The organism is Bifidobacterium sp. ESL0825, from assembly GCF_052606465.1.
In genome coordinates, this window is sequence record NZ_CP199589.1 from 1,240,242 (window position 1) to 1,266,303 (window position 26,062).

15 protein-coding genes, 1 tRNA gene and 2 pseudogenes are annotated in these 26,062 nt (G+C 66.4%); 2 read left to right on the forward strand and 16 right to left on the reverse strand.

Going from position 1 to position 26,062, the window contains the following annotated elements; translation table 11 throughout:
• Positions 1-17: 17 nt before the first annotated feature.
• The 4 genes and pseudogenes from ACUIAG_RS05425 to ACUIAG_RS05440 all read right to left on the reverse strand — a co-directional run.
• Positions 18-6,237: pseudogene (locus ACUIAG_RS05425) on the reverse strand (fatty acid synthase subunit beta domain-containing protein); the annotation flags it as partial.
• Between the two features lie 51 nt (positions 6,238-6,288).
• On the reverse strand, positions 6,289-7,860 hold the full coding sequence (locus ACUIAG_RS05430) for an acyl-CoA carboxylase subunit beta (protein ID WP_445339277.1): 1,572 nt from the start codon (positions 7,858-7,860) through the stop codon (positions 6,289-6,291).
• Entirely contained in the window at positions 7,857-9,692 is a 1,836-nt protein-coding gene (locus ACUIAG_RS05435) for an acetyl/propionyl/methylcrotonyl-CoA carboxylase subunit alpha (protein WP_045924863.1), read from the reverse strand. Before ACUIAG_RS05435 ends, ACUIAG_RS05430 begins: the two co-directional genes overlap by 4 nt.
• Positions 9,693-9,756: 64 nt before the next feature.
• A complete protein-coding gene (locus ACUIAG_RS05440) occupies positions 9,757-10,863 on the reverse strand; it encodes a biotin--[acetyl-CoA-carboxylase] ligase (RefSeq protein WP_445339278.1) in 1,107 nt (368 codons plus the stop codon).
• 177 nt (positions 10,864-11,040) lie between these two features.
• Here ACUIAG_RS05440 and ACUIAG_RS05445 point away from each other — a divergent pair, with 177 nt between their 5' ends.
• Both ACUIAG_RS05445 and ACUIAG_RS05450 read left to right on the forward strand, forming a co-directional pair.
• Positions 11,041-12,933, forward strand: coding sequence for a DUF6020 family protein (locus tag ACUIAG_RS05445; protein ID WP_445339279.1), 1,893 nt, complete (start codon positions 11,041-11,043; stop codon positions 12,931-12,933).
• Entirely contained in the window at positions 12,930-14,162 is a 1,233-nt protein-coding gene (locus ACUIAG_RS05450; RefSeq protein WP_445339280.1) for a PucR family transcriptional regulator, read from the forward strand. Before ACUIAG_RS05445 ends, ACUIAG_RS05450 begins: the two co-directional genes overlap by 4 nt.
• 90 nt (positions 14,163-14,252) lie before the next feature.
• On the opposite strand, the gene rplA is transcribed toward ACUIAG_RS05450, so the two are convergent.
• The 12 genes and pseudogenes from rplA to dapE form a co-directional block, all read right to left on the reverse strand.
• A complete protein-coding gene (gene rplA / locus ACUIAG_RS05455) occupies positions 14,253-14,942 on the reverse strand; it encodes a 50S ribosomal protein L1 (RefSeq protein WP_445339281.1) in 690 nt (229 codons plus the stop codon).
• Between the two features lie 64 nt (positions 14,943-15,006).
• Positions 15,007-15,438: a 50S ribosomal protein L11 gene (rplK, locus tag ACUIAG_RS05460; RefSeq protein WP_015022451.1), complete on the reverse strand. Its 432-nt coding sequence runs from the start codon at positions 15,436-15,438 to the stop codon at positions 15,007-15,009.
• Between the two features lie 138 nt (positions 15,439-15,576).
• Positions 15,577-16,194: pseudogene (nusG, locus tag ACUIAG_RS05465) on the reverse strand (transcription termination/antitermination protein NusG); the annotation flags it as partial.
• A 255-nt stretch (positions 16,195-16,449) separates the two neighbouring features.
• Positions 16,450-16,674 carry a preprotein translocase subunit SecE gene (gene secE / locus ACUIAG_RS05470; protein WP_024626851.1) on the reverse strand — a complete coding sequence of 75 codons (225 nt, stop codon included), beginning with the start codon at positions 16,672-16,674 and terminating at the stop codon, positions 16,450-16,452.
• Positions 16,675-16,718: 44 nt separating this feature from the next.
• Positions 16,719-16,794, reverse strand: a tRNA-Trp gene (locus tag ACUIAG_RS05475).
• Between the two features lie 120 nt (positions 16,795-16,914).
• Positions 16,915-18,123 (reverse strand): pyridoxal phosphate-dependent aminotransferase, encoded by a 1,209-nt coding sequence (locus ACUIAG_RS05480; protein WP_313836351.1) that lies wholly within the window; start codon positions 18,121-18,123, stop codon positions 16,915-16,917.
• Between the two features lie 43 nt (positions 18,124-18,166).
• On the reverse strand, positions 18,167-19,309 hold the full coding sequence (gene proB, locus ACUIAG_RS05485; RefSeq protein ID WP_445339282.1) for a glutamate 5-kinase: 1,143 nt from the start codon (positions 19,307-19,309) through the stop codon (positions 18,167-18,169).
• Positions 19,306-20,964, reverse strand: a complete 1,659-nt coding sequence (obgE, locus tag ACUIAG_RS05490; protein ID WP_445339283.1) for a GTPase ObgE — start codon at positions 20,962-20,964, stop codon at positions 19,306-19,308. Before obgE ends, proB begins: the two co-directional genes overlap by 4 nt.
• A 127-nt stretch (positions 20,965-21,091) precedes the next feature.
• The gene (rpmA, locus tag ACUIAG_RS05495; protein WP_015022457.1) at positions 21,092-21,343 is read right to left on the reverse strand and encodes a 50S ribosomal protein L27; all 252 of its coding nucleotides are present in this window, start codon (positions 21,341-21,343) and stop codon (positions 21,092-21,094) included.
• A 32-nt stretch (positions 21,344-21,375) separates the two neighbouring features.
• Positions 21,376-21,684 carry a 50S ribosomal protein L21 gene (gene rplU, locus ACUIAG_RS05500; RefSeq protein ID WP_024626855.1) on the reverse strand — a complete coding sequence of 103 codons (309 nt, stop codon included), beginning with the start codon at positions 21,682-21,684 and terminating at the stop codon, positions 21,376-21,378.
• 155 nt (positions 21,685-21,839) lie between these two features.
• Positions 21,840-24,485, reverse strand: coding sequence for an Rne/Rng family ribonuclease (locus ACUIAG_RS05505; RefSeq protein WP_445339284.1), 2,646 nt, complete (start codon positions 24,483-24,485; stop codon positions 21,840-21,842).
• 236 nt (positions 24,486-24,721) lie between these two features.
• Positions 24,722-25,951, reverse strand: a complete 1,230-nt coding sequence (gene dapE, locus ACUIAG_RS05510) for a succinyl-diaminopimelate desuccinylase (RefSeq protein ID WP_445339285.1) — start codon at positions 25,949-25,951, stop codon at positions 24,722-24,724.
• Positions 25,952-26,062: the final 111 nt, after the last annotated feature.

Consider the following 26,062-nt stretch of genomic DNA (forward strand, 5'->3'; position numbering starts at 1 on the left):
GTCGTCGTCATGCTCGTGGTAGATGTGAGCCAGATCCTCGCGTGCGCTGGCCCAGCGGTCGTCGAAGAGGACGGCGCGCAAGGCCTCGAACCGTGGCGCCACCTGCTCGGGCCAGTCGCTGCCCAGCTCGGCATCGACGGCAGCCACGACGGCAGCATCCTCATTCTCGCCAGGCTGGACGGCCGGGGGTTCAAGCCCCAGCTTGTCCAGGAGGAAGCGGGCCGTGGAGGCCAGCACACCCTCAGAGCCGGTCACCTGGGCTGCGAAGGCATCCAGGGCGGCGGAGTCGACTACGGCACCGCCGGCGGCACCGCCTGCAGAGGGCATGGAGACCGTGACGCCGTGACGCTGGGCCACCTGCTGAACGGCCTGGTCGATCAGCGCATTAGCCGCAGGCACAGTGGAGACAGCCTCGGTGGGCAGGAGCGCCAGGTCGCCGCCACGCGAGGAGGCGCCCTCACGGGTGTCCAGGACCAGGCTGGCCACGGTGGCCGAGACCCAGCCGGCACCCAGCTGCCAGACGTCGGAGACCCGCTGCTCGACCTGCTGCAGCTTGAGGCCGGAGGGGCCGAAGAGGTCGCGGATGCGCTCACGCACGATGTCGGAGAGCACCGGGCCGAAGGGCCGATAGTTGGGGGCCACCTTGTTCACCAGGGCGCTCAGGTCGGTCATGCTGGCCTCGGCGGCGCCGTCCACACTGGCCACGCCCAGCTCGGAACTGATGTCCATCAGCAGCTGGTTGCGCCTGGAGGAGACGCCGTTGGTCAGGGTGTCGGTGGTGTCGGTCTGCCCGATCTGCTCGGGGCGGATCTTGGTGGAGTAGGCCAGCAGGACGGCGATGGCATCCGAGGCCTTGAAGGGCAGGTCGGCCACATCGGCACCCGATGGGCCGCCGGTCGCCGGGGCCGGAGCGGGGGCCGAGTCCTCGGACGCTGCAGGGGCCGGAGCCGATGCAGGTGCGGGTACAGCAGCCTGAGCAGGTTCAGGGCTGGAGACCTGGACCGGAGCTGCGGACTCTTCCTGAACCGGGGCCATGGGATCAGTGTCGGTCAGATAGACCCGGCTCTCGTCCCTGCCCAGGTTGTAGACGCTCACGTGACGCTCGCGGAAGTCGGGCAGCTTCAGGGTCTTGGCACCCAGGTTGGCCAGAGTGGGCGAGTGGCCCAGCCCTACCTCGATCAGCTGCTCCACGCCCAGGCCGCCCTGCTCGGGGGCATCAAACATGATCGCCTGGGTCTCGATCCAGCGCACAGGAGAGGCGAACTGCCAGGAGAGCAGCTCGGTCAGCAGCAGACGACCCAGTTTCTGGTCGTCGGCCGCATACTGATCCCAGACCTGGGGGTCATCCAGCGCCTGCTTGATGCGTTCGGAGGGGACCACCTCCAGGATGGAAGCCGCGAACTCCTTGGTCATCTGGAAGGGACGTGCAACCAGGTTGGGTATGTAGCGACCCTCCAGGCGGGAGTAGTCGATGTGCTCGGGCAGCAGGGCGTCCAGGGTGTCGCGGAACTCGGGCACCCCCTTGCGCAGCAGGGTGGAGTGGAAGGGCACGTCGATGCCGGGCACGTACATGAATGCCGGCTTGCCACCCGCCTCCTTGGCCCGGCGGTTGGCGTCGGCGCGCAGGTACTCCAGACCAGCGATGGTTCCGGCTATGGCGTACTGCTGGCCGGCCAGGTTGTAGTTGACGATCTCCAGGAATTCGCCGCACTCCTTGGATACGGACTCCACATACTGCTTGACCCCGGAGTCACCCACGCCGAACTGGTTGGGACGCAGGGCGCCCATCCGGTAGTTGCTGCGCCCCTGCTCGTCGCGTTCGATCAGGGAATGCATGGTGGAACCGCGGTGGAAGACCAGCTCCAGAACCGTCTCCAGGGACATGACCCCGGCGAAGGAGCTCAGGGCGTTGTACTCGCCCAGGGAGTGGCCGGCGAAGTAGGCGGGCCAGATGTCCATGCCGGACTCGCGCAGGCGGGCGGTCTGGGCGAAGGCCACGGTGGCCAGGGCCACCTGGGTGAACTGGGTCAGGTTGAGCAGACCCTCCGGATGATGGTAGGTGACCCCCTTGGCCGTCAGGGTGTGCGGGTTATCGCGTACCACAGCCAGGATAGAGAACCCCAGCTTGCTGCGGGTCAGGGCATCGGCCCGTTCCCAGGTCTCACGGGCGGCCGGGGACTTGGCCCGCTCGTCCAGGACCATGCCCTGCTGCTGAATTCCCTGGCCGGGATAGACGTAAGCGGTCCTTGGGGCGCGGGCGATCGCCGTGCCGCGGGAGACCAGCTGGCCGTCGATCCTGCAGGTGACCTCCAGGACCAGGCCGCCATGGCGGACCTTGCCCACACGCTCCAGGCTGATCTCCACCTTGTCGCCCAGCTGGACCATGCCGTACATGTTGTAGGTCCATCCGGCGATCTCGTAGTGGACGCCCTGCTCGTCGGTGGCCTGGGCCGCGTACTGGGCGGTGGCCGACAGCCACATGCCGTGCACCAGCGGCGCAGACAGGCCGGAGACCGCGGCACCTCGCTTGGAAGTGTGTATGGGGTTGAAGTCCCCTGAGGTGCGGGCGAAGGCGGTCATGTCCTTGGGGGCAGTGACGGTGACGCGACGCAGCAGCCTGCGCGGCGTGTCCACCGTGTCGGCGCGGATGCCGCCGTACTCGGGAGCCTCCTGGGGCAGCTGGTCGCTGTAGGCGCGGCCGCGGATGGCGAAGCGCTCCACCTCGCGGGCCAGCACAGTCCCGTCCTGGGCGGCGTGGACCACATGGATGGTCACCACCCGGCCGGAGGAGGATTCCTGGTAGGGCTCGGCCCAGCTGGTCAGCTCGATCCGCTGGCCGGTATGCTCCAGCAGGCGCTTCTCGCTGACCTCCAGCTCGATCAGATGGTCCAGATGGACCGCATTGAGCAGTCCCTCGATGATGGGGAAGCCATTCACATAGACGGATCCCAGGGCTGCGTAGATGGCCGGCCAGGCCGGACCCACCAGCGCATCGGGGGCGAAGCCGGAGGGGATCAGCGCATCGGGCAGGGCGCCTCCGGTGGCCGCCTCATGGTCGAAGCCCAGGTTGGATGCCAGGGTGTAGCCGCTGTGGGCCAGGCCGAAGGGATGCTCGGGGTCATCGTCCTTCTCGATGGCAGGCATGGCCTCCAGCTTGTCGCCGGTGATGGTGGTGTTGCCGATGCCGGCTGTATCGGCCAGCAGGGCGTAGACATCCTTGGGCAGGCGGGTGCGGTCGACCACCGGGAAGAGGCCGACCTGGTCGCTCTTGATGGTCAGCGGCACGACGATGTCGCGCACCGCATGCCTGTCCAGACCGCCGTCGGGGTCGGCGTCCCAGTAGGTATCCAGGTGGATGTCCAGGTCGTAGTGCTCGCCCAGGTCGTCCTGGCCGGTGGCGGTGATGGTGTAGTTGGGATCGTCCATGGCCGTCCCGTAGGCCGGATTGGCCATCAGATGGCCCACCCAGGAGATGTTGGGGCTGCGGCGGATGAACTCCTGCGCATCAGCAGCGCCTGCCAGCTGGCTGTAGGCCTTGGCGGGACCGCTGCCCAGGTCGCGCACCCGGTCTATGGCCGCCTGCTCGAACCGTCCCAGAATGGAGGCCACCGGCTCGTCCACCGTGGTGATGCCTGCCACGGAGATGGGTCCGGGGATGGCCCTGACCGAGTCGGCGCCGTAGCGGGGATCTTCGGACTGCCAGAGCTGATCCTGGCCCCACCAGCGCAGCAGGTCGTTGTCGATGACCGGCACGAAGGGCATGGGCTTGGGGTACTCGCGCACCAGGACGGGGAACCAGGCCACGTCGGTGGGCACCACCTTGAGCTCGGCTGCCTGTGGGTAGGCCTCATGCAGTCGGCGAAGCGCCTGCTCGGGCTCGGCCACATCCTGCCTGGAGGCGAAGATGGAGTCGAACTCGCCGCTCTGACGCTCGCAGACACGGGCCTCGATGCGCCGCAGCAGGTGCAGGAAGCGGTCGATGTAGGTGTCGTCGGCCCAGGGGTAGGCCAGGTCGGCGAAACGCTGGGCCCAGTCCTGGTAGGTCATGGTCTCCAGATCGCCGAAGTAGGGCTTGGCGGTCTTGTTCAGGGCCTCGATGATCTCCCCGCGGCGGGTCTCCAGCTCCTCCGGGTGCTTCATGACCCGGACCAGCAGGCGGCCGCACTCGGCGGAGGAGTTCTCCATCTCGTAGATGTCGGCATGCAGGTGGCTCAGGCCGGAGCCCACGCCCCCCACGGACTTGCCGCTGGGCACCCACTTCTCGCCCATGGGGGCGAAGGGGTCCGGATCGGGGGTTGAGCTGTCGATGCCGGGGGTGGCCACCAGAGCCCGCTTGATCTCGGGATTGGTGTGGGCCTCCTTGGCGGTCATGGCCGCTGTGCCGATCATGACGCCGTCCACGGGCATGTCCGGCAGGTGGTAGGCGCGGGACCACTGGCCGCTGATGTAGTCGGCCGCCCGCTCAGGGGTGCCGATGCCGCCGCCGGCCACCAGAACGATGTTGGGGCAGGCGCGAACCTCGGCGTAGGTGGTCGAGAGCAGGTCGTCCAGGGACTCCCAGGAGTGGTGGCCTCCGGCGGCGCCTCCCTCGACCTCCATGAGAATATGGGTGGGGGAGACTTTGCGGGCGATGGCCACGACCTGGCGGATCTGGTCCACCGTGCCGGGCTTGAAGGCCACGTAGGGGAAGCCCTCCTCGTTGAGCTGACGGATCAGGGTCACGGCCTCGTCCAGCTCGGGAATGCCGGCAGAGATGACCACCCCGTCGATGGGGGTGCCGGAGGCGCGCTTCTTGGGCACGATATGCTGGCTGCCGAACTGGAGGTTCCACAGGTAGCGGTCCATGAACATGGCATTGAACTCGACCGTGCGGCCCTCCTGCAGCTGGTCCTCCAGCTGGGACACATGGCGGTCGAAGACCTCGGCGGTCACCTGGCCGCCGCCGGCCAGCTCGGCCCAGTAGCCGGCATTGGCGGCTGCAGCGACGATCTCGGGCTCCACAGTGGTCGGGGTCATGCCGGCCAGCATGACCGGGGGCTTGCCGGTCAACCGGCTGAAGGCCGTCTCCACCCGGGGCCCAGCCGGGGTCTCAAGCAGACGGGGGGCCAGCTTGGACCAGTCCTGGGTCCTGGTCGGATCCTCCTCCATGGTGGACAGCTGCGCGCGCCGGGCCTGGTTGGAGGCCTCTACCACGCCTACTCCGGTGCCTTGGACCAGGTTGTCCACCAGCTTGCCCAGGGTCTCGCCCGGGCCCAGATCCACCAGCCAGAGGGAGGCGGCATCCTGCTGGTCCATGACCTCGGCGATCCGGCCGGCCCAGTCGGCATGGTTGAGCAGAACCTCTTCAGCCAGAACTCGGGCACGCTCGGTGTCCAGACCACAGCGGGAAGCCCAGTCCACGCTCAGGTCCACGGCCTCCTTCATGAGCGGGGAATGGAAGGGCAGGGTCACATCCAGGTACTCCAGAACCGGCGAGAAGGCGGTTCCGCCACGGACCTTGTCCTCGCGCAATTGGCGCTGATGCTCGCTCTCCTTGCTCGCCTCGATGGCGAAGGCGGCCAGATCCTCCGGATAGCCGGACAGAACCAGGTTGCGATCCGAGTTGGTCACGGCCACGCTGATGGGGCCGCGAGCGCCAGGCACCCGGTCGACCAGGACCTCCACCTGATGGCGGGTGGCGCCGCGCACCGAAAGCATGGGGGTGGCCTCACCCTGGCGGTGGATGCCCAGACGACGGGCCTGGCGGGTGCCGGCCGCGCCGATCAGCATGGCGGTGGCCAGGATCTGGTCGATGGCGCCTTGGGCAGCCTTGAGGGATCCGGCAGCTTGGATCTCCTGGACCATGTGGACGCCGATAATGCCCTGGGAGTGCCCCAGCAGGGCCACCGGGCGGGCCTGGGCTGCGTCGTAGCCCAGCTGGTCCATGTCCATAAGGGCGCCCAGCTGCACCAGGGCGATGCCGGGCACACTGACCGCCGCGTCGGCGGCCGGCCCCAGCCTGACCGGGTCGGGCTTGTAGCCGAACAGGTCCAGCTGACGGCCGTTGGTGGCCAGCAGGTCGGGCTTGACCGCCCTGAGCAGGTCGGTGGCCGCAGCCATCCGCTCCCTCAGGGCCTTGTCGATGTCGGGATCGCCCTGCAGATCGGCCAGAGCCACGGTCCAGGGGTTGGACTGGCCGGCGAACATGAGCGCGTGCGGTTGCTCGGCGAGACGGTTGATGAAGAATGTACTGGTCATGATGTCCTATTCATAGAGAGTTTGGGATTGCTGATAATGACGAGGGGAAGCTCATAGAGGCTGGTTGCCGTGATGCTTGTCGTTGACCCTGACGCGTTGCTTGTCTGCCAGCAGGTCCATGGCCTGGACCAGGACCGGTCTGGTCTGCTCCGGGTCGATCATGGCGTCCAGCTCGCCCATCTCCAGGGAGAGATTGGCGTTGACGGTGCTGGTTTCATACTCCTGGGCCAGCTTGTTTCGCAGCTCATCCACGTCCCGGCCGGCCTCCTTGGCCTCCTGCAGGTCGCGCCGGTGGATGATGTTGACCGCGCCCTGGGCCCCCAGCACGGCGATCTGCGAGGATGGCCAGGCGTAGTTGAGGTCCGCGCCGATGGCCTTGGAGCCCATGACGATGTAGGAGCCGCCGAAGGCCTTGCGCAGCACGATGGTGACCATGGGCACCTGGGCGTTGGCATAGGCATAGATGACCTTGGCCCCACGACGGATGATGCCGGCGTGCTCCTGGTCCGAGCCCGGCTTGTAGCCAGGGGTGTCCACCAGGGTGATGACCGGCAGGTTGAAGGCGTCGCAGAGGCGGACGAAGCGGGCCAGCTTCTCCGAGGACTCCACATCCAGGCTGCCCGCGTCCACCATGGGCTGGTTGGCCACGATCCCCACCGGCCGGCCCTCCAGGCAGGCGAAGCCCACCACGATGGACCGGGCGTAGAGCTCCTGGACCTGGACCAGCTCGCCGTAGTCGACGATGGCGTGTATGACGTCCAGCACGTCGTAGGGCTGCCGGTCGTTCTCGGGGATGACCGTGGCCAGTCGCTTGGCGGCCTGGCGCTCGGCATGGCCGGAGATGAAGGCGTACCGGGGAGGCTCCTGGCCGCTGTTGGCAGGCAGGTAGGCCAGGACGGTCCGGGCGTAGTCGATGGCGTCGGCCTCGTCCTCGCCCAGATAGTGGGCCACGCCGGAACGGGTGTTGTGCACGTAACCGCCGCCCAGCTGGTCCATGCTGATGGTCTCGCCGGTGGCCGCCTTGACCACGTCGGGACCGGTGACGAACATGTCCGAGTTCTCCTTGGTCATGATGATCAGGTCGGTCAGGGCCGGGCAGTAGACGGCGCCGCCTGCGCAGGGTCCCAGGATCAGGGAGATCTGGGGGACGAAGCCGCTGGCCTGGCAGGTCTTGCGGAAGATGCGGCCGTACTGGGTCAGAGCGGCCACACCCTCCTGGATGCGCGCGCCGCCCGAGTCGATCATGGCTACGATGGGAACCTTGATCCGCAGGGCCATGTCCATGAGCCGGCAGATCTTCTCGCCCTCGGCCCGGCCCAGGGTGCCGCCTTTGACGGAGAAGTCCTGGGCGTAGACGCCGACCTTGCGCCCGTAGACCAGGCCGAAGCCGGTGATGACCGCGGATCCCGCCCGGTCCCCGGAGATGTCGCCGCCGGCGAAGCGGCCCACCTCCTCGAAGGTGTCCTTGTCGAAGAGCAGGTCCAGGCGCTCACGGGCGGTCTGCTTGCCCTTGACGTGCTGACGGTCGCGGGCGTGCTCCTCGGCCTGCTTGGCCAGGGCGGCGGCCCGATGGATGCCCTGGCGCACCGGCTGGGAGCCCAGGGTGGATTCGGTGACGCTCATGCCTGCTCCTCCCCGCCCAGATCCAGGGTGACCAGGGTCTGGCCCGGATCCACCCCCTGTGCCACGGACACGTCGATGGTCTTCACACGGCCCTTGGCCGGGGCATAGACGTAGTTCTCCATCTTCATGGACTCCAGAACCACCAGCAGGTCGCCCTTGTCGACCTCCTGGTCGGGGGCCACGTTGATGCGGGTGACCACCGCCTGCATGGTGGCCACGATGACGCCGGACCGGGCCGCATCCTGCCGGGGTGCGCCAGGCTCCTGATCGCGCAGCCCACGCCCGCGCAGGGGCTGCCGGGGCCGGGAAATGCCGCCGTGACCGCCGACGCCGCCCATGCCTCCCAGCAGCGACTGGGGCAGGGCCAGCCTGACCCGTTTGTCATCGATCTCCACGTTGTAGGTCTCCATGGGATCGCTGTCCCGGTCCTGTTCCTGGGCGGAGGCGCCGGAGACCGAGGCGGGCTGGCCGCTGCCGTTGGAGGCAGGCTCCACGTTCAGGTAGACCCGTTCCAGCCACTTGGTGGACACGTCGAAAGAGTGCCCGTCCTCGGCGGTGAACTCAGGGTTGGTGAAGATCTTCTGGAAGAGGCCGGCCGGGGTGGGGACCCCGCTGATGCTCATCTCCCGCAGGGCCCTACGAACCCTGGCCACGGCCGCCGGACGGTCCTGGGCGGTCACGATCAGCTTGCCCATCATGGAGTCATCCCTGGGCGAGACCGTGTCGCCCACCTCGACGCCCGAATCCACGCGAATGCCGGGGCCGGAGGGCCACTGAATCGACTCGATGGTCCCTGAACTGGGGGTCAGGTTGGTGGCCGGGTCCTCGCTGGTGATGCGCAGCTCGAAGCTGTGGCCGCGGGGCGGGGGCGCCACGTTCAGGGAGCCGCCGTCGGCGATCCGCAGCTGCTCACGAACCAGATCCAGCCCGCAGACCTGCTCGCTGACCGTATGCTCCACCTGCAGCCGGGGATTGACCTCCATGAAGTAGACGTCGTCCCTGGGGGTGACCAGGAACTCGCAGGTGCCCAGGCCCACGTAGCCCACCGTGTCGAACAGTCGGCGGGAGAACCCCTCCAGCTGAGCGATCACATCGTCGGACAGGAAGGGGGCCGGGGCCTCCTCCACCAGCTTCTGGTTGCGGCGCTGGACCGAGCAGTCCCTGGTGGAGTAGACGGTGAACTGGCCGTGGCTGTCCCTGCCGGACTGGGTCTCCACGTGCCGGGCGCGGTCCACGAACTTCTCGATGAAGTAGTCGCCCAGGTCGCCGCCCTGAAGGGCATCATGGTTCATGTAAAAGGTGCGCAGCTCGTCGCTGTCGTTGATCAAGGTGATCCCCCGGCCGCCGCCGCCGTCAGCCTTCTTCATCATGACCGGATAGCCGTGCTCGTCGGCGAAGTCGAGCAGGGGGCGCATGTCGGTGACCGGCTCGCTCAGGCCTGGCACCACGGGCACCCGGGCCCGCTCGGCCACCTTGCAGGCGGTGATCTTGTCGCCCAGCTCGTCCAGGACCCCCGGGGCCGGACCCACCCAGGTGATGCCAGCCTCAATCACCTTGCGCGCGAAGGAGGAGAACTCGGACAGAAAGCCGTAGCCGGGGTGGAGGGCGTCAGCGCCGGACCGGCGGGCGATGGAGACGATCAGGTTCTCGTTCAGATAGGTCTCCATATTGGTGTCCCCAGGCAAGAGGTAGGCCTCGTCCGCCATCTGGGCATAGGGGGCGTCCCGATCCTGGTCGGCATAGACGGCCACGGTGGCGATGCCCATCTCCTGGGCGGTGCGCACGACCCGCAAGGCTATTTCGCCGCGGTTGGCGATCAGCAGTTTTTTCATTCCCCTCTCCTCACTGGTTGATCAAGGGCGATTGGACTGACGAAAAGCATGAACAAGGTAGGAATTAGGCTCCCACAACGGCCACTTCGGGCAGGACGCCCACATCGGCCGTGGACACGTCAACCTGGCTGCCGTCGGGCAACCGCACACGCAGCGAGGCATCCGGATTGATCTCCAGGGCACGGCCCTCCACAGGCTCACCGGCCACGGGGACGACCCTGACCCGCCTGCCCAGCGTCCAGCTGAGTGCGGCAATCCGCGAGCGCAGCCCCTGCGGCCCGTTCAAGGCCCTGTCCAGCGACCCGTCGATGCCAAGGGGGGCCATCTCCCCGCTCAGGTGCCAGCTGATGGCATCGACCAGGTCGTCGCGCAAGGTCTGGTAGTCAGGCAGGTCCCGGTAGTGGAACTGCAGGGAGGTGGACTCCGCAATAGGAAGCGCCTGCCGGGGCAGAAAGAGGTTGATGCCGATGCCGACAGCCAGGGCCGACCAGTCTTGATCCACCCGGACCAGCTCGCAGAGGATGCCGCCCAGCTTGGCCCCGCGGCAGAACAGATCGTTGGGCCACTTGAGGGTCAGAACCCGTTCAGGAGCACCGCCATCGGCCAGCCGGCAGCCGTGGCACTCAAGCACATCCTGCAGGCCTTCCAGAGCGGCCAGACCCGCCACCATGGGCATCCATCCGCCAAAGGGCCCAGTCAGCAAGCTGGTGGGCAGCGGCAGGGCCCAAGTAGCCAGCAGGGAGCATCGGGGCTGATTGACCCACGTTCGGGCAAGACGACCGCGGCACCGGGACTGCGCATCGGCAACCGCTACGCTCAGCGGCATGGTGCTCCCCCCGGCGCCCGGCCATCGCCGAATACCTTTACTTGCGACTCTTCCCTCGTACCGTGTAGTCGTAGAAACACCCTGACGGGCGTTTTTTCGAGGCGTATCTTCGGCTTTTCCCCTTGTGCCAGAGGCCAGTCCCTTCACGGTCTCCGTGCTCGTTGTCGATTCACCGCCCCCAAACAGCCGCTCGACCCGGTCGCGCGCATCCGAATACGCCGAGGCTTCCAGAGCATGAGCCACGAGCGTATTGGTCGAATCGACGGTGTCGAGCACCACGATCGAGGAGAGTACGCCACTGTCCAGCGATGCCGATGGCTGCCACTTGATATTCTGATGAGGCACGCGTTCCACTATACGGCACAAGGGGTCAGCCCCGGTAGCGAACCATCCACAAAAGCGGCGGCCGGTTTTTGTATCTTTTCACAGGAGACCCTTGGACAGCTTTGAGCGCATCCTCGGATGGGCACTGGATAAAATGGGGAAGCCGTAGACCAGGCACGACCCGCGAAAGGGGTTCTTTTGAGCGCAGACAGCGGAAGGACGCAACCGAGAGAGGCGGGCGAACAACCTGTGCAGACTTCGGCCTTGCAGACCGGAAGGCCTGGATCCCGCGCATCTCGGGCCGTCGGCCTGGTCCTGGCCCTGCTGGCCTGCCTCTGGATCGCTTTCTGCACTGGTTTGGGCCCCATCTACCGTCAAGAGGGTTCGCTGACACAGGTTGGCCTGGCCCAGGTGCTGATCATGCTGGGAACCCTGGCCATCTGCCTGGCCCTGGTCCTGGTCTGCCGCCGGATTCTGCTGGGCTGCGAACCCCTCCGAATGCCACAGCGGCTGACCGCCCTGGCGCAGCGCCCACGGATGCGTGCCTACGCTGCCTTCATCACCCGGCAAACCAGCGGCTGGCGGCCCATCATGCGCCTGCTTCTGCTGGGCTGGGCCTGGGCCTTTCTCACCCTGCTGGCCGCCTATGGGGCCGACCTGTACGCGCAGGCCCAGGAATGCGCCAACTTCCTGGCCCAGCTGCAGGGCGATCAGCCCCCCTACGGCGGCAATGCCTTCACCCAGATGGACGTCTACCCCATCGGCCACTATCTGCTGCCAGGGCACCCGGTCTTCCTGACCGACCAGCACAACATGGTGTTGACCCTGGTCTACGGGATGACCATCATGGCCTCCAACCATCTGACCGGATCCTATGACGCGGGCATCGTGCTCCTGGCAGGGCTGCAGGTGATCTTTGCGGCCTTCTGCTGCGCCGTCACCGCCGACCGCTTCCTGCGCGGCAGCGGAACCGAACACGTCGGCGCCCTGGCCCGCACCCTGGTCATGCTCTTCTTCCTCTTCTCCCCCTTCGTGGTCTTCAGCACCTTCAGCCTGACCAAGTCCCCCCTCTTCGCCTTCGCCTTCATCTGGTGGTTCGGCATCTGGCGCCAGCTGGAGTCAGGGGACAAGGACTCGCCGCTCTACGCCAGCCAGGCGGCAAAGTTGCGGCCCGGCCTCGCCTTGAGCACCCTGATCATGCTGATCAGCGCCAAGTACGCCCTCTACATCGTTCTGGTCCAGTTGGTCCTGGCCCTGATCATCCGCCGTCGCCAATGGGCCACCATCCTGATAGGACTCCTGCTGCCCCTGGTCCTGTTCACAGGGGTGACCGGGGCCCTGACAGCCACGGGGACGGTCATTCAGGGTGACCCTGTGGAGAGCCGCAGCATCCAGCTGCAGCAGATCGCCCGGGTGGCCCAGCGCAACCCCCAGGGGATTCCGGCCCAGGCAAGGGCTGATCTTGAGCCCATCATGGACCTGGACAATGCCGCCATCCAATACACCCCCTGGGAGGCCGACCGGGTCAAGTCCTCGGGCAACCAGCCCAAACTGATCGTCTACCGCTGGAGGACCGTCACGCCCGAGCAGATGTCCCGTCTCAACCGGGCCTGGCTCCAGGTGGGACTGCGCAATCCGGTGATCTACCTGGATGCCTTCATGGCCGAGGCCTACGGCTACTTCGACCCCGGCGACCCTGCCTACGTGGCCATGTCCTACTACCTCAACAATGGCTACGTGCAGAACTCGGGCTCCTGGCTGGCGGCCTGGTGCCACGACTGGCGCAACGGGGTGACCGGATTCGTCAGGACCTGGGCCGACACCCCCCTGCTGGGCCTGGTGGCACGGGCCAACTTCTGGGTGGTGGCCGCCCTGCTGCTGATCGTCGCCCGCCTGGCAGCCGGTCACTGGCGCGGGGTCCTCTGTTGGTTCCCCCTCCTGCTGATCATGGGGGTCATGATCACCGCCCCGGCCAACAACTTCGAACGGCACATGCTGCCGGTGGACATGGTGGTGCCCTTCCTGATCCTGGACATGGTCCGGCAGAGCCGCCGCGCCCGTGCCGGTGAACTGATGGACCGGCCGTCATGATCGGCAAGTCGAAACGGTCCAGACCGCCGGACGAAGACCCTGCCGAGGCGCAGCAGGCTCGCCAGGTACCTGCCGCCTCCGGTGCCGCCATGGAGCAGATTCTCCTGAAGACGCTGGATCATCTGGATGAGGCGCTGCCCTGGACCAGGTCCCTGCCCGCCGATGGACGCAGAACCTTGGAAGGGGCCGTTCGAACAGCCCTGGACGACCTGCGCTCCCGACTTGACTCCCAAGGCGCGGAAGACAGCGAAGTCCCCTCCCCCGTGCCAGCAGAGCTCTCCCGGAGCCTGGGCCCCCACCGGGCCATGGAGCTGACCCAGGTCATTCTGGACATGCTTGAGGAGGCCGGCCGGACCATGGGAGCCGAGGGGGAACGGTCCACGCTGGTCTACACCCGTCATGCCGCCACCGCAGCAGCCGCTCTCTATGCCGACCTGGCCGAGGCGAGAAACGGACGCAAGGCCACAACGGAGTCCAGGATCATCCGGCATTTGATTGAGCAAACGGCGGATACACGGACAGTTGACGATCTGGCCCGGCTGGGCTGGCCGACCGAATTCGACTGCTTCGCCGTCGTTGGCGAGGCCCAAGGCAACGATGAGGGACAGGGCATGGAGAACGCCCGCCAGCCTATCCACACCACGGTGGCCCGTCAAGGCGGCAGGGCGCTGGTGGGCGAGAACGAAGGGCTCATGGTGGTTCTGATCGATCCCAACCGGTCGGGCACCCCGGCCGACTTCTGCGCATCCATCCTGCGCTTCTTCGCCGACGAGTCAGCTGTCTGCCTGGGACCTTTCCACCATGGAATCTCCGGTGCGGGAGCCTCCATCCGAGCCGCCCTGAGCACGCATGCGGCAGCCCCGGCAGTGGCTGACCCCATCACCACCGCCCTGCCCAGGCCACTGCACGCCGACGACCTGCTGCCCGAACGAGCCCTGAACGGGGACGGGGACGCTGCCGACCAGCTCTACCAGGAGGTCTATCTGAGCCTGGCAGGCCAGGATCCGGACGGGCCCCTGCCGACCACCCTGCTCACCTTCCTGCGCTCGGGCAACTCGCTTGAGGTCACCGCCAAGAAGCTGGGCATCCATCCCAACACCGTGCGCTACCGGCTCAGGCGCTGCGTGGAGGTGACCGGCTGGGATGCCATGGACCCGCGAGAGTCCTTCGTCCTCCAGGCAGCCCTGATCATCGGCAGAATCCGCAGGTCGCATCCGGGCGCCGACTGACTGGCGCCATACCAGCTGCTGCCTGGCCAGGATATGAAAAGAGCGGGGACCCGAAGATCTCCCGCCCTTGAAATATGGAGCCGAACCCGCTCAGAGCACCGCGATGTCCAGGGGAACGCCCGGGCCCATGGTGGTGGTGACGGTGGCCTTGGTGATGTAGCGGCCCTTGACCGTGGCCGGCTTCAGGCGCTTGATCTCCTCGTCGACCGCATGGAAGTTCTCCTCCAGAGCCTGCTGCTCGAAGGAGACCTTGCCCACAGGGAAGCTCAGGTTGCTGTTCTTGTCCACACGGAACTCGATACGTCCAGCCTTGATCTCGGTGACCGCCTTGGCCACGTCCATGGTCACGGTGCCGGTCTTAGGGTTGGGCATGAGGCCACGGGGGCCCAGCACGCGGCCCAGGCGGCCGACCTTGCCCATCATGTCGGGGGTGGCCACCACAGCATCGAAGTCCAGATAGCCGCCGGCGACCCTGGTCACCAGCTCGTCGTCGCCCACCTCGTCGGCTCCGGCCTCGGCGGCTGCGGTCGCCTGGGGACCACGGGCGAAGACCAGGACGCGCACGGTCTTGCCGGTGCCGTTGGGCAGGCTGACGGTGCCGCGGACCAGCTGGTCCGCCTTGCGGGGGTCCACGTTCAGGCGGTAGACGGCCTCCACGGTCTCGTCAAACCCGCGCTTGGGCATGCTCTTGAGCAGGGCGATGCCCTCCTCCGGGGTGTACAGGTTGGTGCGATCGACCTTCTCGGCCGCCTCGCGATACTTCTTGGAACGCTTGGTCATCTGCTTCTCCTATCAGCAGTCGCGGTGCGGGCAAGCGTATGCCCTACCGCTCACAACGAAAATTTCAGTCGGTGACGGTGATGCCCATGGAACGGGCGGTGCCTTCGATGATCTTCATCCCGGCCTCGACGTCACGGGCCGACAGATCCTCCATCTTAGTCTGGGCGATCTCGCGGACCTGGGCCTTGGTGACGGAACCCACCTTGGTGGTCAGCGGGTTGCCGGCACCCTTGGAGACACCGGCCGCCTTGCGCAGCAGATCGGCTGCCGGCGGAGTCTTGGTGATGAAGGTGAAGGAACGATCCTCGTAGACGGTGATGATGCAGGGGATGACCTGGCCCATCTTGTCCTTGGTGGCATCGTTGTACTGCTTGCAGAAGTCCATGATGTTCACGCCGTGGGAGCCCAGTGCGGGGCCCAGCGGGGGCGCGGGGTTGGCCTTGCCGGCCTCTATCTGCACCTTGATCAGCGCGGTGACTTTCTTCTTTGCAGCCATATGCTGGTTCTTCTTTCTACGAAGCGGTGATGTCGGAGACCATGGATCCCCTCCCGCAACCTGTTCTTTCCAAATGCGCTCCACAGGAGAGCACAAGCTTGATGATTATCGCATCGACCGAGGACCGACCGAAGGCTTTCAGGCGATCTTTTCGACCTGGTCGAAGCCCAGCTCCACAGGGGTGTCCCTGCCGAAGATGGAGACCAGAACGGTCAGCTTCTGGGTGGTGGGCTCCACGTCGGAGACCACGGCAGCCATGGTGGCGAAAGGCCCTTCGGTGACGGTGACCTGATCGCCAACGGCGTAGGAGACCTCCACCGTGCGCTTCTTGGCGGCCTCAGGCTTGTCTCCAGCGGCCTTCAGGGCCTCGGAGGCGATCATGGGGGCCATCATCTGGACGACCTCCTTGCGGGTCAGCGGGGCCGGCTCCTTGCTGGGGCCGACGAATCCGGTGACGCCCTCGGTGTCGCGAATGATGCGGCGGGCGTTCTCGTCTGGCCACATGCGAATCAGCACGTAGCCCGGCACACGAACCCGGGTGACGACCTTCTTGCCCTTGTCGGTGTGCTTCTCTACCTCTTCCATGGGAATCTCCACCTGGAAGACCTTGTCCTCCAAGCCGAAGGAGGCCACGCGGGACTCCACGTTGGCCTTGACGCGCTTCTCGTAGCCGGAGTAGGTGTGCAGAACGTACCACTTGCCCTCGAGGGTGCGCAGCTTCTTGGAGAACTCGTCCACGGCACGCTGACCGGGATCCTCCTGGTCGGTCTGGTCGTCGGAATCGGAAGAATCGTCCTGGGTGTCCTTGGCCTGGGCGGATTCGGCGGGTGCGCTGTCCTGCTCGGCCTGCTCCGAAGAGGTTCCGAGCTGCTGATCCTGGACCTGGGCATCCTCCTGCGTGGGGGCATCTTCGGATGCCGACGGGGCCGACTCGGCGGCCTGATCGGGGTCCAGTCCCTCTCTGGTCAGATCATCACTCATGGATCACTCCACCTTCTACCTTGTCACAGCTCAGCCGAATATCAGGAAGGCCAGTTTGCCCAGTCCGAAGTCCATTACGGTTACGAAGATCATCAGCAGCAGCACGAAGATGAAAACCGCCACGGACCAGCCCACCAGCTCCTTGCCCGTGGGAGTCACCACCTTGCGGATCTCATCGATGACCTGCTTGATGAAGAGCCCGATACGCATGAAGAAGTTCGGCCTGGCTTCCTCAGCCCCATCCTTCTGTGCCATGGTCATCCGTCCTTCGTTTGTTCTGCATCATCTGCTGCAAGCCTTGGCAGGGAAGGCGGGACTCGAACCCACAACCTACGGTTTTGGAGACCGTTGCGCTACCAATTGCGCCACTTCCCTATCGGAACTTCCCACCAGCCTACTCGACCGGGAGGAAAAACCGCCAAATCGCAAGTTTAGCCTAAAGGGCGGATTGCGTCCAACCGTGTTGCCTCCACAGCATTTTGCCCAGGAGAAGGATCAGGCGCTGACCCAGGCCCCAAGGCGCCTCATGCCCTCGGCCAGGTCATCGTCGGCCAGCGCGTAGGAGAAACGCAGGCAGCCGGGCGCGCCGAAGGCCTCACCCGGCACGGCCGCCACCTGGATCTGCTCCAGGATGACCTCGGCCAGCTCACCCGAGGTGGCGCAGACCGTGCCTTGCGGGCCCACTGGCCGATTCAGCAGACCGGTCACGTCGGCAAAGGCGTAGAAGGCGCCCAGAGGCTCAGGGCAGGTCACCCCCTCCATGGCGTTCAGGGCATCCACAATGGCCCGTCGCCGCAGGGCAAAGGCCGACCGCATGGCTTCCACGTCCTCCAGACCGCCGGTCAGGGCGGCCAGAGCAGCCTGCTGGGAGACGTTGGCCACGTTGGAGGTCATGTGCCCCTGAAGCTTGGCAGCCGCCTGGGCCACCGGCAGGGGGGCGACCAGCCAGCCCACCCGCCAGCCTGTCATGGCATAGGTTTTGGCCACGCCGTTGACCACGATCAGCTGATCGCGTACCTGAGGCACCAGAGCGCCCGGATAGGGGGTATGCGCCCCCTGGTAGGTCAGGTGCTCATAGATTTCGTCGCTGATCACCCAGATCTGGTGTTCGATGGCCCAGCGATCCACGGCAGCCACCAGGCCGGCGTCCCAGATCGCCCCGGTTGGGTTGGCGGGCAGGTTGAGGATGATGGCACGGGTGCGCTCGGTTCGGGCCGCCTCCAGCTGCTCCAGGCTGGGGATATAGCCCTGGCCGGCTCCGCTGAGCACCGGAACCGGCCGACCGCCAGCCAGCAGAACCATCTGAGGATAGCTGGTCCAGTAGGGAGCGGGGATGATGACCTCATCGCCAGGGTTCAAGAGGATCTGGAAGGTCTCGTAGACGGCCTGCTTGCCGCCGTTGGTGACCACCACCTGATCCGGGTCGATTTGATAGCCTGAATCACGCAGGGTCTTGTCGGCGATGGCCTGCTTCAATTGGGGCAGACCCGCCGTGGGCGTATAGCGGTGGTTGCGCGGATCCAGACAGGCGCGGGCCGCCGCCTGCACGATGTGGTCAGGCGTGGGAAAGTTGGGTTCGCCGGCACCGAAGCTGATCACATTCATGCCCTGGGCCTTCATGGCCTTGGCTTTTGAATCCACCGCCAGAGTGGCACTGGGGGCCACTGCGTCTATGCGTCTGCTCAGGGTCTGCCATTGCGCCATAGTCATGTTGCCATGCTACCGCCCAGCACCCCCAGGGCTGTGCTCAGACCAGGACCAGAGAGTCCCGATGCACCAGCGGGTGGGCGTAGTGGGCGCCCAGTCGGCGGCGGAGCTCCTTGGTGTTGAGGCCCAGCATGTCCTGGGCCTCCTCGGAATCGTAGCCGGACAGGCCCTTGGCCACCTGATGACCGGACTCATCGTGGATCCAGACCGGATCCCCGGCAGAGAACTCGCCCTGGACAGATCTGGCACCAGCCGCCAGCAGGCTGGCCCGACCGCCGCGCAGGGCTTTGACAGCCCCCTGATCCACCAGATAGCCGCCCCGGGGACGGGAGGCGAACTTGATCCAGAGCCGATGCGAGGAGCCCCGCGGACGGATGGGGGCGAAGAGGGTGCCCACCCTGTCGCCGGCCAGGGCAGGACCTGCAAGGTCGGCGCGGGTCAGCACCACAGGCATGCCGGAGGCCGCAGCAATCCGCGCCGCCTCCAGCTTGGTGGACATGCCCCCGGTCCCCAGCCCGGAGACGGACCCCTGGGCATCCACCTGGTCCATGATGGCCGCCACATCGGGCACGAAGCCGATTCTGCGGGCCCCTGGCCGGGATGGGGGTTCGGAGTAGAGGGCGTCCACGTCAGTCAGCAGAACCAGGGCATCGGCGCTGACGATGTTGGCGATCAGGGCCGAAAGGTGGTCGTTGTCGCCGAAACGGATCTCGTTGCTGGCCAGGGCATCGTTCTCATTGACGATGGGGATGACCCCCAGATCCAGCAGACGGCAGAGGGTGCGCCGGGCGTTGCGGTACTGGACGGCATGGGTGGTGTCACGGGCGGTGATCAGGATCTGGCCCACACGCAGGCCATAACGGGCGAAGGCAGTCTCGTACTGGGCCATGAGCAGACCCTGGCCCACTGAGGCCGTAGCCTGCTGGGTGGCCACGTCACCGGGGCGTTGGTCAAACCCCAGGGTGCCGAAGCCGGCCGCGATGGCCCCGGAGGTGACCAGGACCAGGCGGGCGCCATCCACAGCAGCCGAGGCCAGGGCGCCCACCAACGAACGCAGGCGGCCAAGGTCCAGGTGCCCATGGGGATCGGTCAGGGAGCTGGATCCTACCTTGACCACCATGGTGCGGGCCTGGGCCACCCGGGAACGGACCGCGGCCTCGTCGGATCCCTTCCCGCCGGTCATTGCCCAGCCTCCTCCGAGCGCCCCAGCAGGCCCTGCCTGTCATGGGGATCGTCATCCACGGAGGGGTCGGCCCAGTGCCCCTGGCGGCGCTCCTGCTCCATGACCTGACGCACCGCCTGCCGGGCATCCATCATCTGGTGGTACTGGCGGCGGCGCTCGCTGTTGGTGCGACGACGGTTGAGCCCCTGGCTCTCCTCCAGACGCAGATCACGGCCCCGGGCCACCTGGGGGGTGCCGTCCAGCATTTCGGCGCCGGCCGCCACGCTCGGATCCCAGTCGAAGGCCACCGCATCATCGCCAGGACCGATGCGGACCTCGTCACCTGGCCTGGCTCCGGCCTTGCGCAGGGCATCCTCTACGCCCATCCGGGCCAGGCAGTCGGCCAGATAGCCCACGGCCTCCTCGTTGTCGAAGTTGGTCTGGCGAACCCAGCGCTCGGGCTTGGCTCCGCAGACCCTGAACCAGGTCTGCCCGGACCGGGTCTGATGCCGCTCAAGGGTGAAGTCCCCGGACTGGTCGCCGCTCCTGCGCCGCCGCTCCAGGGGGCGGATGACCACGCGCTCCTCCTGCCTGGCCTCCTGCTGCTCCCGCAGCTGCCTGCGCAGACGATCCACCAGACCGGCCAGGTAGTAGCCCAGTTCCTTGAGCCCCTGATGCGAGGCTGTGGAGACTATGAAGACCTTGAGGCCCAGGGCTTCGAAGTCGGGACGGACGAATTCGGCCAGTTCGCGGGCCTCCGGCAGGTCGGCCTTATTGAGGATGATCACCCTGGGCCGCTCGGCCATGGGGATGACCCCCAGCGGAAGCTCCAGGCGGTCGGCATAGCGGGAAAGCTCCTCCTCCAGGGCCCGATAGTCGCTCACAGGGTCCCGATCAGGCTCCAGGGTGGCGCAATCGATGACGTGGGCGATGATCTCAGTGCGCTCGATGTGCCTCAGAAACTCCAGCCCAAGGCCCTTGCCCTGGGAGGCGCCCGGAATCAGCCCTGGCACGTCGGCCATGGTGAAGCGGCCCTCCCCTGCCTGGACCACGCCCAGGTTGGGCACCAAAGTAGTGAACGGATAGTCGGCGATCTTGGGCCGGGCCGCGCTCATGGCCGCCACCAGGCTGGACTTGCCTGCGCTGGGGAAACCGACCAGGGCCACATCGGCGATGGATTTGAGCTCCAGCACCAGGTCGCGCTCCTGGCCGGGATCCCCCAGCAGTGCGAAGCCGGGGGCCCGCCTGGCCTTGGTGGCCAGGGAGCGGTTGCCCAGTCCGCCCACGCCGCCCTGGGCCGCCACGAACCGATCCCCCGCATGGGCCAGGTCAGCCAGGCGCTCGCCAGGCTGCTTGCGCTCGCCTTGGCCGCCCTTGGCAGTGAAGACCACAGTGCCCACCGGCACTGGCAGGATCAGATCCTGGCCGCGGCTGCCATCCTTGTCACCGCCCAGACCCATGGTGCCCGATTCGGCCTGGCGGTGCGGCAGGAAGCGGTAGTCCAGCAGGCTGGTGGCGTTGGCGTCGGCCTGAAGAATGACCGAGCCGCCCTGACCGCCGTCGCCCCCATCGGGCCCGGCCAGGGGCTTGTACTTCTCGCGGCGGATGGAGGACGCCCCATTGCCGCCGTCGCCACCCTTGACATGGACGGTGACCTGATCCACAAATGCGCTCATAGGGGCCCATGGTACTCAATCCGGCCTGACATGCGGCCCCTGAGAGCTGAATGCCCGGCATCTTCATACATATGCAAAAAGGCCACCCCATGACAGGGATGACCTTGGGCCGATGCCGATAAGGCAATCAGGCGGTGAGCACGTCAACGACCTTGCGGTCGCGCCGGTTGGCGAACCGAACCGTTCCGTCCGTCAGGGCGAAGAGGGTGTGGTCCTTGCCCAGGCCGACGTTCTGGCCGGGATGGAACTTGGTGCCACGCTGGCGAACGATGATGTTGCCGGCCACCACAGCCTCGCCGCCGAACTTCTTGACGCCCAGGTACTGTGCATTCGAATCGCGCCCGTTGCGTGAGCTGGACGCGCCCTTCTTATGTGCCATGTCTGGTTCCTTTCCTACCTCGACCTAGGCCCTCAGGCGATGGCCGTGATCTTGACCACGGTCTGCTTCTGGCGGTGGCCCTTGCGGCGCGCCACGCCGGTCTTGTTCTTGAACTTCTGGATGTTGATCTTGGGGCCCTTGGCCTCGTCGTCCACAACCTCGCCCTTGACGGAGATCTTGGCCAGATCCTTGGCGGCCATGGTCACCTTGGATCCATCGACGACCAGCGCGACCGGAAACTCGACCGACTCGCCCTTCCTGGCAGCCAGACGGTTGACCGTGATCTGGTCACCGACCTCGACCTTCTCCTGATGGCCTCCGGCCTTCACAATCGCGTACATAGCCCTACCTTGCCTGTTGTCCAAAGCTGTTTGCGCCCGGCATCCGAGTCCCGCCATGCGATTGACGGACCCGTCCAGACACCAGCTAACCAGTATAGAAGCAAACACACCGCATCGTCAAATGTGCCTGCCCCGCCGACAAAACGAAATTCAGTTTATGACTCCTTGGCGACATCCGCCGTCTCAGCCTGGGCATCGTCCTCGTCCGACGCCGCCTGGGCCGCCGCAGCGATCCTGGCCAGCTTGGCCTTGACTGCAGGAGTCGAGCCTGTGGACAGGGTCTCCTTGGAGGAAGAGCCATGCCCATGCTTGTTGGTCTTGACGAAGGGGTCGCCGCCCTTGACCGCATAGGGGTCGGCATAGGAGGCGGAGATGGTCGGCTTGTCGTGGAGGATGAAGCCTCGCCCATGGCAGGTGGGGCACTCCTCGGAGAAGGCCTCGACCAGGCCCTGCCCCACCCGCTTGCGGGTCATCTGGACCAGCCCCAGGGAGGTGACCTCGGCCACCTGATGCTTGGTGCGGTCCCGGGCCAGGCACTCCACCAGGCGGCGCAGGACCAGGTCGCGGTTGGCCGGCATGACCATATCCACATAGTCGATCATGATCATGCCGCCGATGTCGCGCAGGCGCAGCTGCCGGGCGATCTCCTCGGAGGCCTCCAGGTTGCAGCGGGTCACCGTCTCCTCCAGGGACTTGCCCTTGCCGATGAAGCGGCCCGTGTTCACATCGATGGTGGTCATGGCCTCGGTGCGGTCGATGACCAGGGAGCCGCCGGAGGGCAGGTAGACCTGACGCTCCATGCCCTTGCGCAGCTGGCTGTCGATGCTCCAGCGGTCGAAGACATCCTTGCCCTGGTGCTCGGCGGGATCCCAGTGCTCAAGCTTCTCCTCCAGGTCGGGCGCCATGGTCTCCAGGTAGTTGCGGACCCTCTCGTAGACCCCCTCGCCCTGGACCACCAGCTTGGCGAAGTCGTCGTTGAAGATGTCGCGGACCACGCGGATGGCCACGTCCGGCTCGCCCTGCAGAAGCTTGGGGCGCTTGCCGTGCAGGAACTCCTTGCGCTTGTCCTCGATCTTGCTCCACTGACGCTGCAGGTTCTCCAGGTCCTTGGTCAGGGCCTCCTCGCTGGCCCCCTCGGCCGCGGTGCGGATGATGACGCCCATGTCCTTGGGAGCCACCCTGGAGACGATGCTCTTGAGGCGGGAACGCTCGCGGTCGGGCAGCTTGCGGCTGACGCCGGTCATGCCGCCCGAGGGCACCAGGACCAGGAAGCGGCCGGCCAGCGTGACCTGCGAGGTCAGCCGGGCGCCCTTGTGGCCGATGGGATCCTTGGTGACCTGGACCAGCACGGGGTCGCCGGACTTGAAGGCCAGCTCGATCCGGCGGGGCTGGCCCTCCAGGCGGGTGGAGTCCCAGTTGACCTCGCCTGCGTAGAGCACGCCGTTGCGGGCCTGGCCTATGTCCACGAAGGCGGCCTCCATGCTGGGCAGGACGTTCTGGACCCGGCCCAGGTAGATGTTGCCGACAGTGGAGACCTCCTGGATGTCGGAGACGTAGTGCTCGACCAGGATGTCGTCCTCGATGACCGAGATCTGGGTGTGGTGCTCCTTCTCACGCACCACCATCAGACGGTTGACGTTTTCACGGCGGGCCAGGAAGTCCTGCTCGACCAGCTGGGACTGACGGGAGCGTTCGCGACGGTTGTCCCGTCGACGCTGCTTCTTGGCCTCCAGGCGGGTGGAGCCCTCCACGTCGGTGATCTCGTCAATATACTGCTGCTTGCGGGAACGGCGGGTGCCGGACACCTCCGGCTCGCCCTCAGCGGACTTGGAACCCCTGCGACGGCGGCGACGGCGGGTCAGCGGCGCCTCGTCCTCGTCATCCTTGTCCTTTTCCTGCTCGTGCCCACGACGGCGACGACGGGTGGAAACGGACTTTTCAGAGTCTTCATCAGCGCCCTTGGCACGGCGGCGGCGACGGGTGCGGGTGCCGGACACCTGCTGTTCCTCGTCCTGCTCCTGGTCCTCGTCGACCACGAAGGTGATGCCCTCATGGTCCAGATCCTCCTCGATGCGCTCCACCTCGTCGGCGGCCCTGCGCTCCTCGGCGTTGAGCCTGCGGGAACGGCGTGAACCGCCCTCCGAAGTGTTCCTGGACCTGCTGCGGCGAGAGGTCTTGGGCGCTTGCTCGGCATCCTCGTCCTCGTCATCCCGTTCTTCGCGCTCATCGTGCTCAGGTCGGGAAGCGGGTATGACCGGCTCCTGGAAGAGCAGGGATGTCATCGGACGGGGACGGGAGGCGCGCGGGCGCTCATCCTGCTCTTCGGCCTTCCGGCCTGCCCTCTGGCTGCGGCCCGAGGTCAGTGCCTCCACAGCCTCAATGGCACGCTCCTGACGCTCCTGATCAGGTTCGCCCTCCTGGGCATGCTCCTCAGTGCGTCGGCGGGCGCCAGTCCGGGTGCGACGACGAGTGGTCGTCCTGGTCGGCTTCGACTCGCCCTCATCCACTTGGGCATCCTGATCGTCCGCCTGATCCTCCTTGGGCTTGCGGGCGCGACGGCGACGGGTGGCGGAGGGCTTGGACTCGTCGTCCTCCTCCTTGGCCTTGCGGGAGGCCTTGTGTTTTTCGGCCTCGACCTTCACGGGCACGTCGGCACCAGCGGCGCCGGCCACTCTGACCACACGCCGTCCAGCGCGACGACGGGTGCCGGAACTGGCGGTCTGGTCGACCTGCCCTTCCTGCCCATCCCTGATGGCGGACCTATTATCCTGCGTATCCTCAGTATTCGTTTTTTCGGGCACAATGCTCCTTGCGGCACGCCGCCTCGCGCCGCTCTCACGGTTCCGATCCGTCCTCACGCTGCACTCTCACTGCAGCCGCGCACCTGCGTGCGCCCGATCGAAACGCCTTGGCAAAAAGTCTTCCTGACGCAGGCGGACACCGACGCCCGTACGGATCACTGGGTCTCCGTCCGGGGGGATCAACGCCTACGCTGCAAGTGGTCAGGCAGAACCACCGTCCTCTAGTATGTCACAGATCAGCGGCCATCAGGTCCATTGAGCCACTCGACCAGTATGGCTTCCAGCCGGACCAGGTCATCCAGGGGCACCTGTTCGTCGGCCTTGTGGGCCAGCAGGGGGTCCCCCGCCCCCAAATTGACGGCTGGTAGGCCAAGGGCTGAAAACCGCGCCACATCAGTCCATCCCAGCTTGGCGCGAGGCTGCTGACCCGTGGTCTGGGCAACCAGGTCCGCCAGCGAACGAGCCCAAGGCGAGTCCAGACCAGGACGGGCCGCGGGCGATTCGTCGCACATGCGCACCGAGAATCCCTTGAAGACTCCTCCTAGGGCCACATGTTCGCCATTGCCCAGCTCGGCGCCCGTCCCCTGACCCATCATCAGCTCCTTGGCCTGGGACAGGCTCTTGTCGGGGGCGAACCGGTAATTGACGTGCACCCGGCATCGGTCAGGAATGACGTTGGTGCCCAGACCGCCCTCGATCATGGTGGCGTTGAGCCCCTCCCGATAGTCCAGGCCATCCACCTTCACCGTGGCCGGACGATACCGCTCCAGCCGGTTCAGAATGGGCGCGGCAGCGTGGATGGCGTTGCTGCCCATCCAGGCCCGGGCGGAGTGGGCCGCTGTTCCGTGGGTGATCAGGTCGAAGCGCATGGTTCCGTTGCAGCCGGCCTCGATGGCGCAGTCGGTGGGCTCGCCGATGATGGCGAAATCCCCTCGCACCCAATCAGGATGGGCAGCCACCACCCGGCCCAGCCCGTTCAGATCGGCCTGGACCTCCTCATGGTCGTAGAAGACGAAGGTCAGGTCATAGACCGGCTCCTGCAGGGTGAGCGCCAGGTGGAGAAAAACGGCATCAGAGGCCTTCATGTCGGCGGCGCCCCGGCCGTACAGCACCCGGGATCCGGGGTGGGCGGCGGCCAGGTCGGCGCGGATGTCCGGGTCGCCGGGCTCCAGCCAGCGCGGGGGCAGGTTCCCATCCACGGGCACGGTGTCCAGATGACCGGCAAGGACGATGCGGTGGGGACGGCCCAGCTGGGTGGAGGCCACGACCGTGTCGCCCAACCGTCGGACCAAGAGGTCAGCCCTTGACGACAGGGCCCTCTGGACGGCATCAGCCAGGGCGCCCTCCTGGCCGCTGACCGAGTTCAGGGCGGTCATGGACTCCAGTATCCTTGCCAGGGCCTGGGCGGGTTCAGCCCCTCGTGCGCCGGCGAGAAGATCAATATCGGTCTGTGTGTTCTTGGCCATAGTGCCATGCTAGCGGGCCGGGAATCGCAGGTGGACTTGCAGCCGCAAGCATGAGGCCCGGGTGGCACAATGGGGACGACAGAAGCGGTGGCACTCCGCCTGGGAGGCCGC

Coding starts and splice junctions, on each gene's coding strand:
- ACUIAG_RS05430 (WP_445339277.1), bottom strand. CDS start 7,860: ATGAGCGTCACCGAATCCACCCTGGGCTCCCAGCCGGTGCGCCAGGGC.
- ACUIAG_RS05435 (WP_045924863.1), bottom strand. CDS start 9,692: ATGAAAAAACTGCTGATCGCCAACCGCGGCGAAATAGCCTTGCGGGTC.
- ACUIAG_RS05450 (WP_445339280.1), top strand. CDS start 12,930: ATGATCGGCAAGTCGAAACGGTCCAGACCGCCGGACGAAGACCCTGCC.
- rplA (WP_445339281.1), bottom strand. CDS start 14,942: ATGACCAAGCGTTCCAAGAAGTATCGCGAGGCGGCCGAGAAGGTCGAT.
- rplK (WP_015022451.1), bottom strand. CDS start 15,438: ATGGCTGCAAAGAAGAAAGTCACCGCGCTGATCAAGGTGCAGATAGAG.
- secE (WP_024626851.1), bottom strand. CDS start 16,674: ATGGCACAGAAGGATGGGGCTGAGGAAGCCAGGCCGAACTTCTTCATG.
- ACUIAG_RS05480 (WP_313836351.1), bottom strand. CDS start 18,123: ATGGCGCAATGGCAGACCCTGAGCAGACGCATAGACGCAGTGGCCCCC.
- proB (WP_445339282.1), bottom strand. CDS start 19,309: ATGACCGGCGGGAAGGGATCCGACGAGGCCGCGGTCCGTTCCCGGGTG.
- obgE (WP_445339283.1), bottom strand. CDS start 20,964: ATGAGCGCATTTGTGGATCAGGTCACCGTCCATGTCAAGGGTGGCGAC.
- rpmA (WP_015022457.1), bottom strand. CDS start 21,343: ATGGCACATAAGAAGGGCGCGTCCAGCTCACGCAACGGGCGCGATTCG.
- rplU (WP_024626855.1), bottom strand. CDS start 21,684: ATGTACGCGATTGTGAAGGCCGGAGGCCATCAGGAGAAGGTCGAGGTC.
- dapE (WP_445339285.1), bottom strand. CDS start 25,951: ATGGCCAAGAACACACAGACCGATATTGATCTTCTCGCCGGCGCACGA.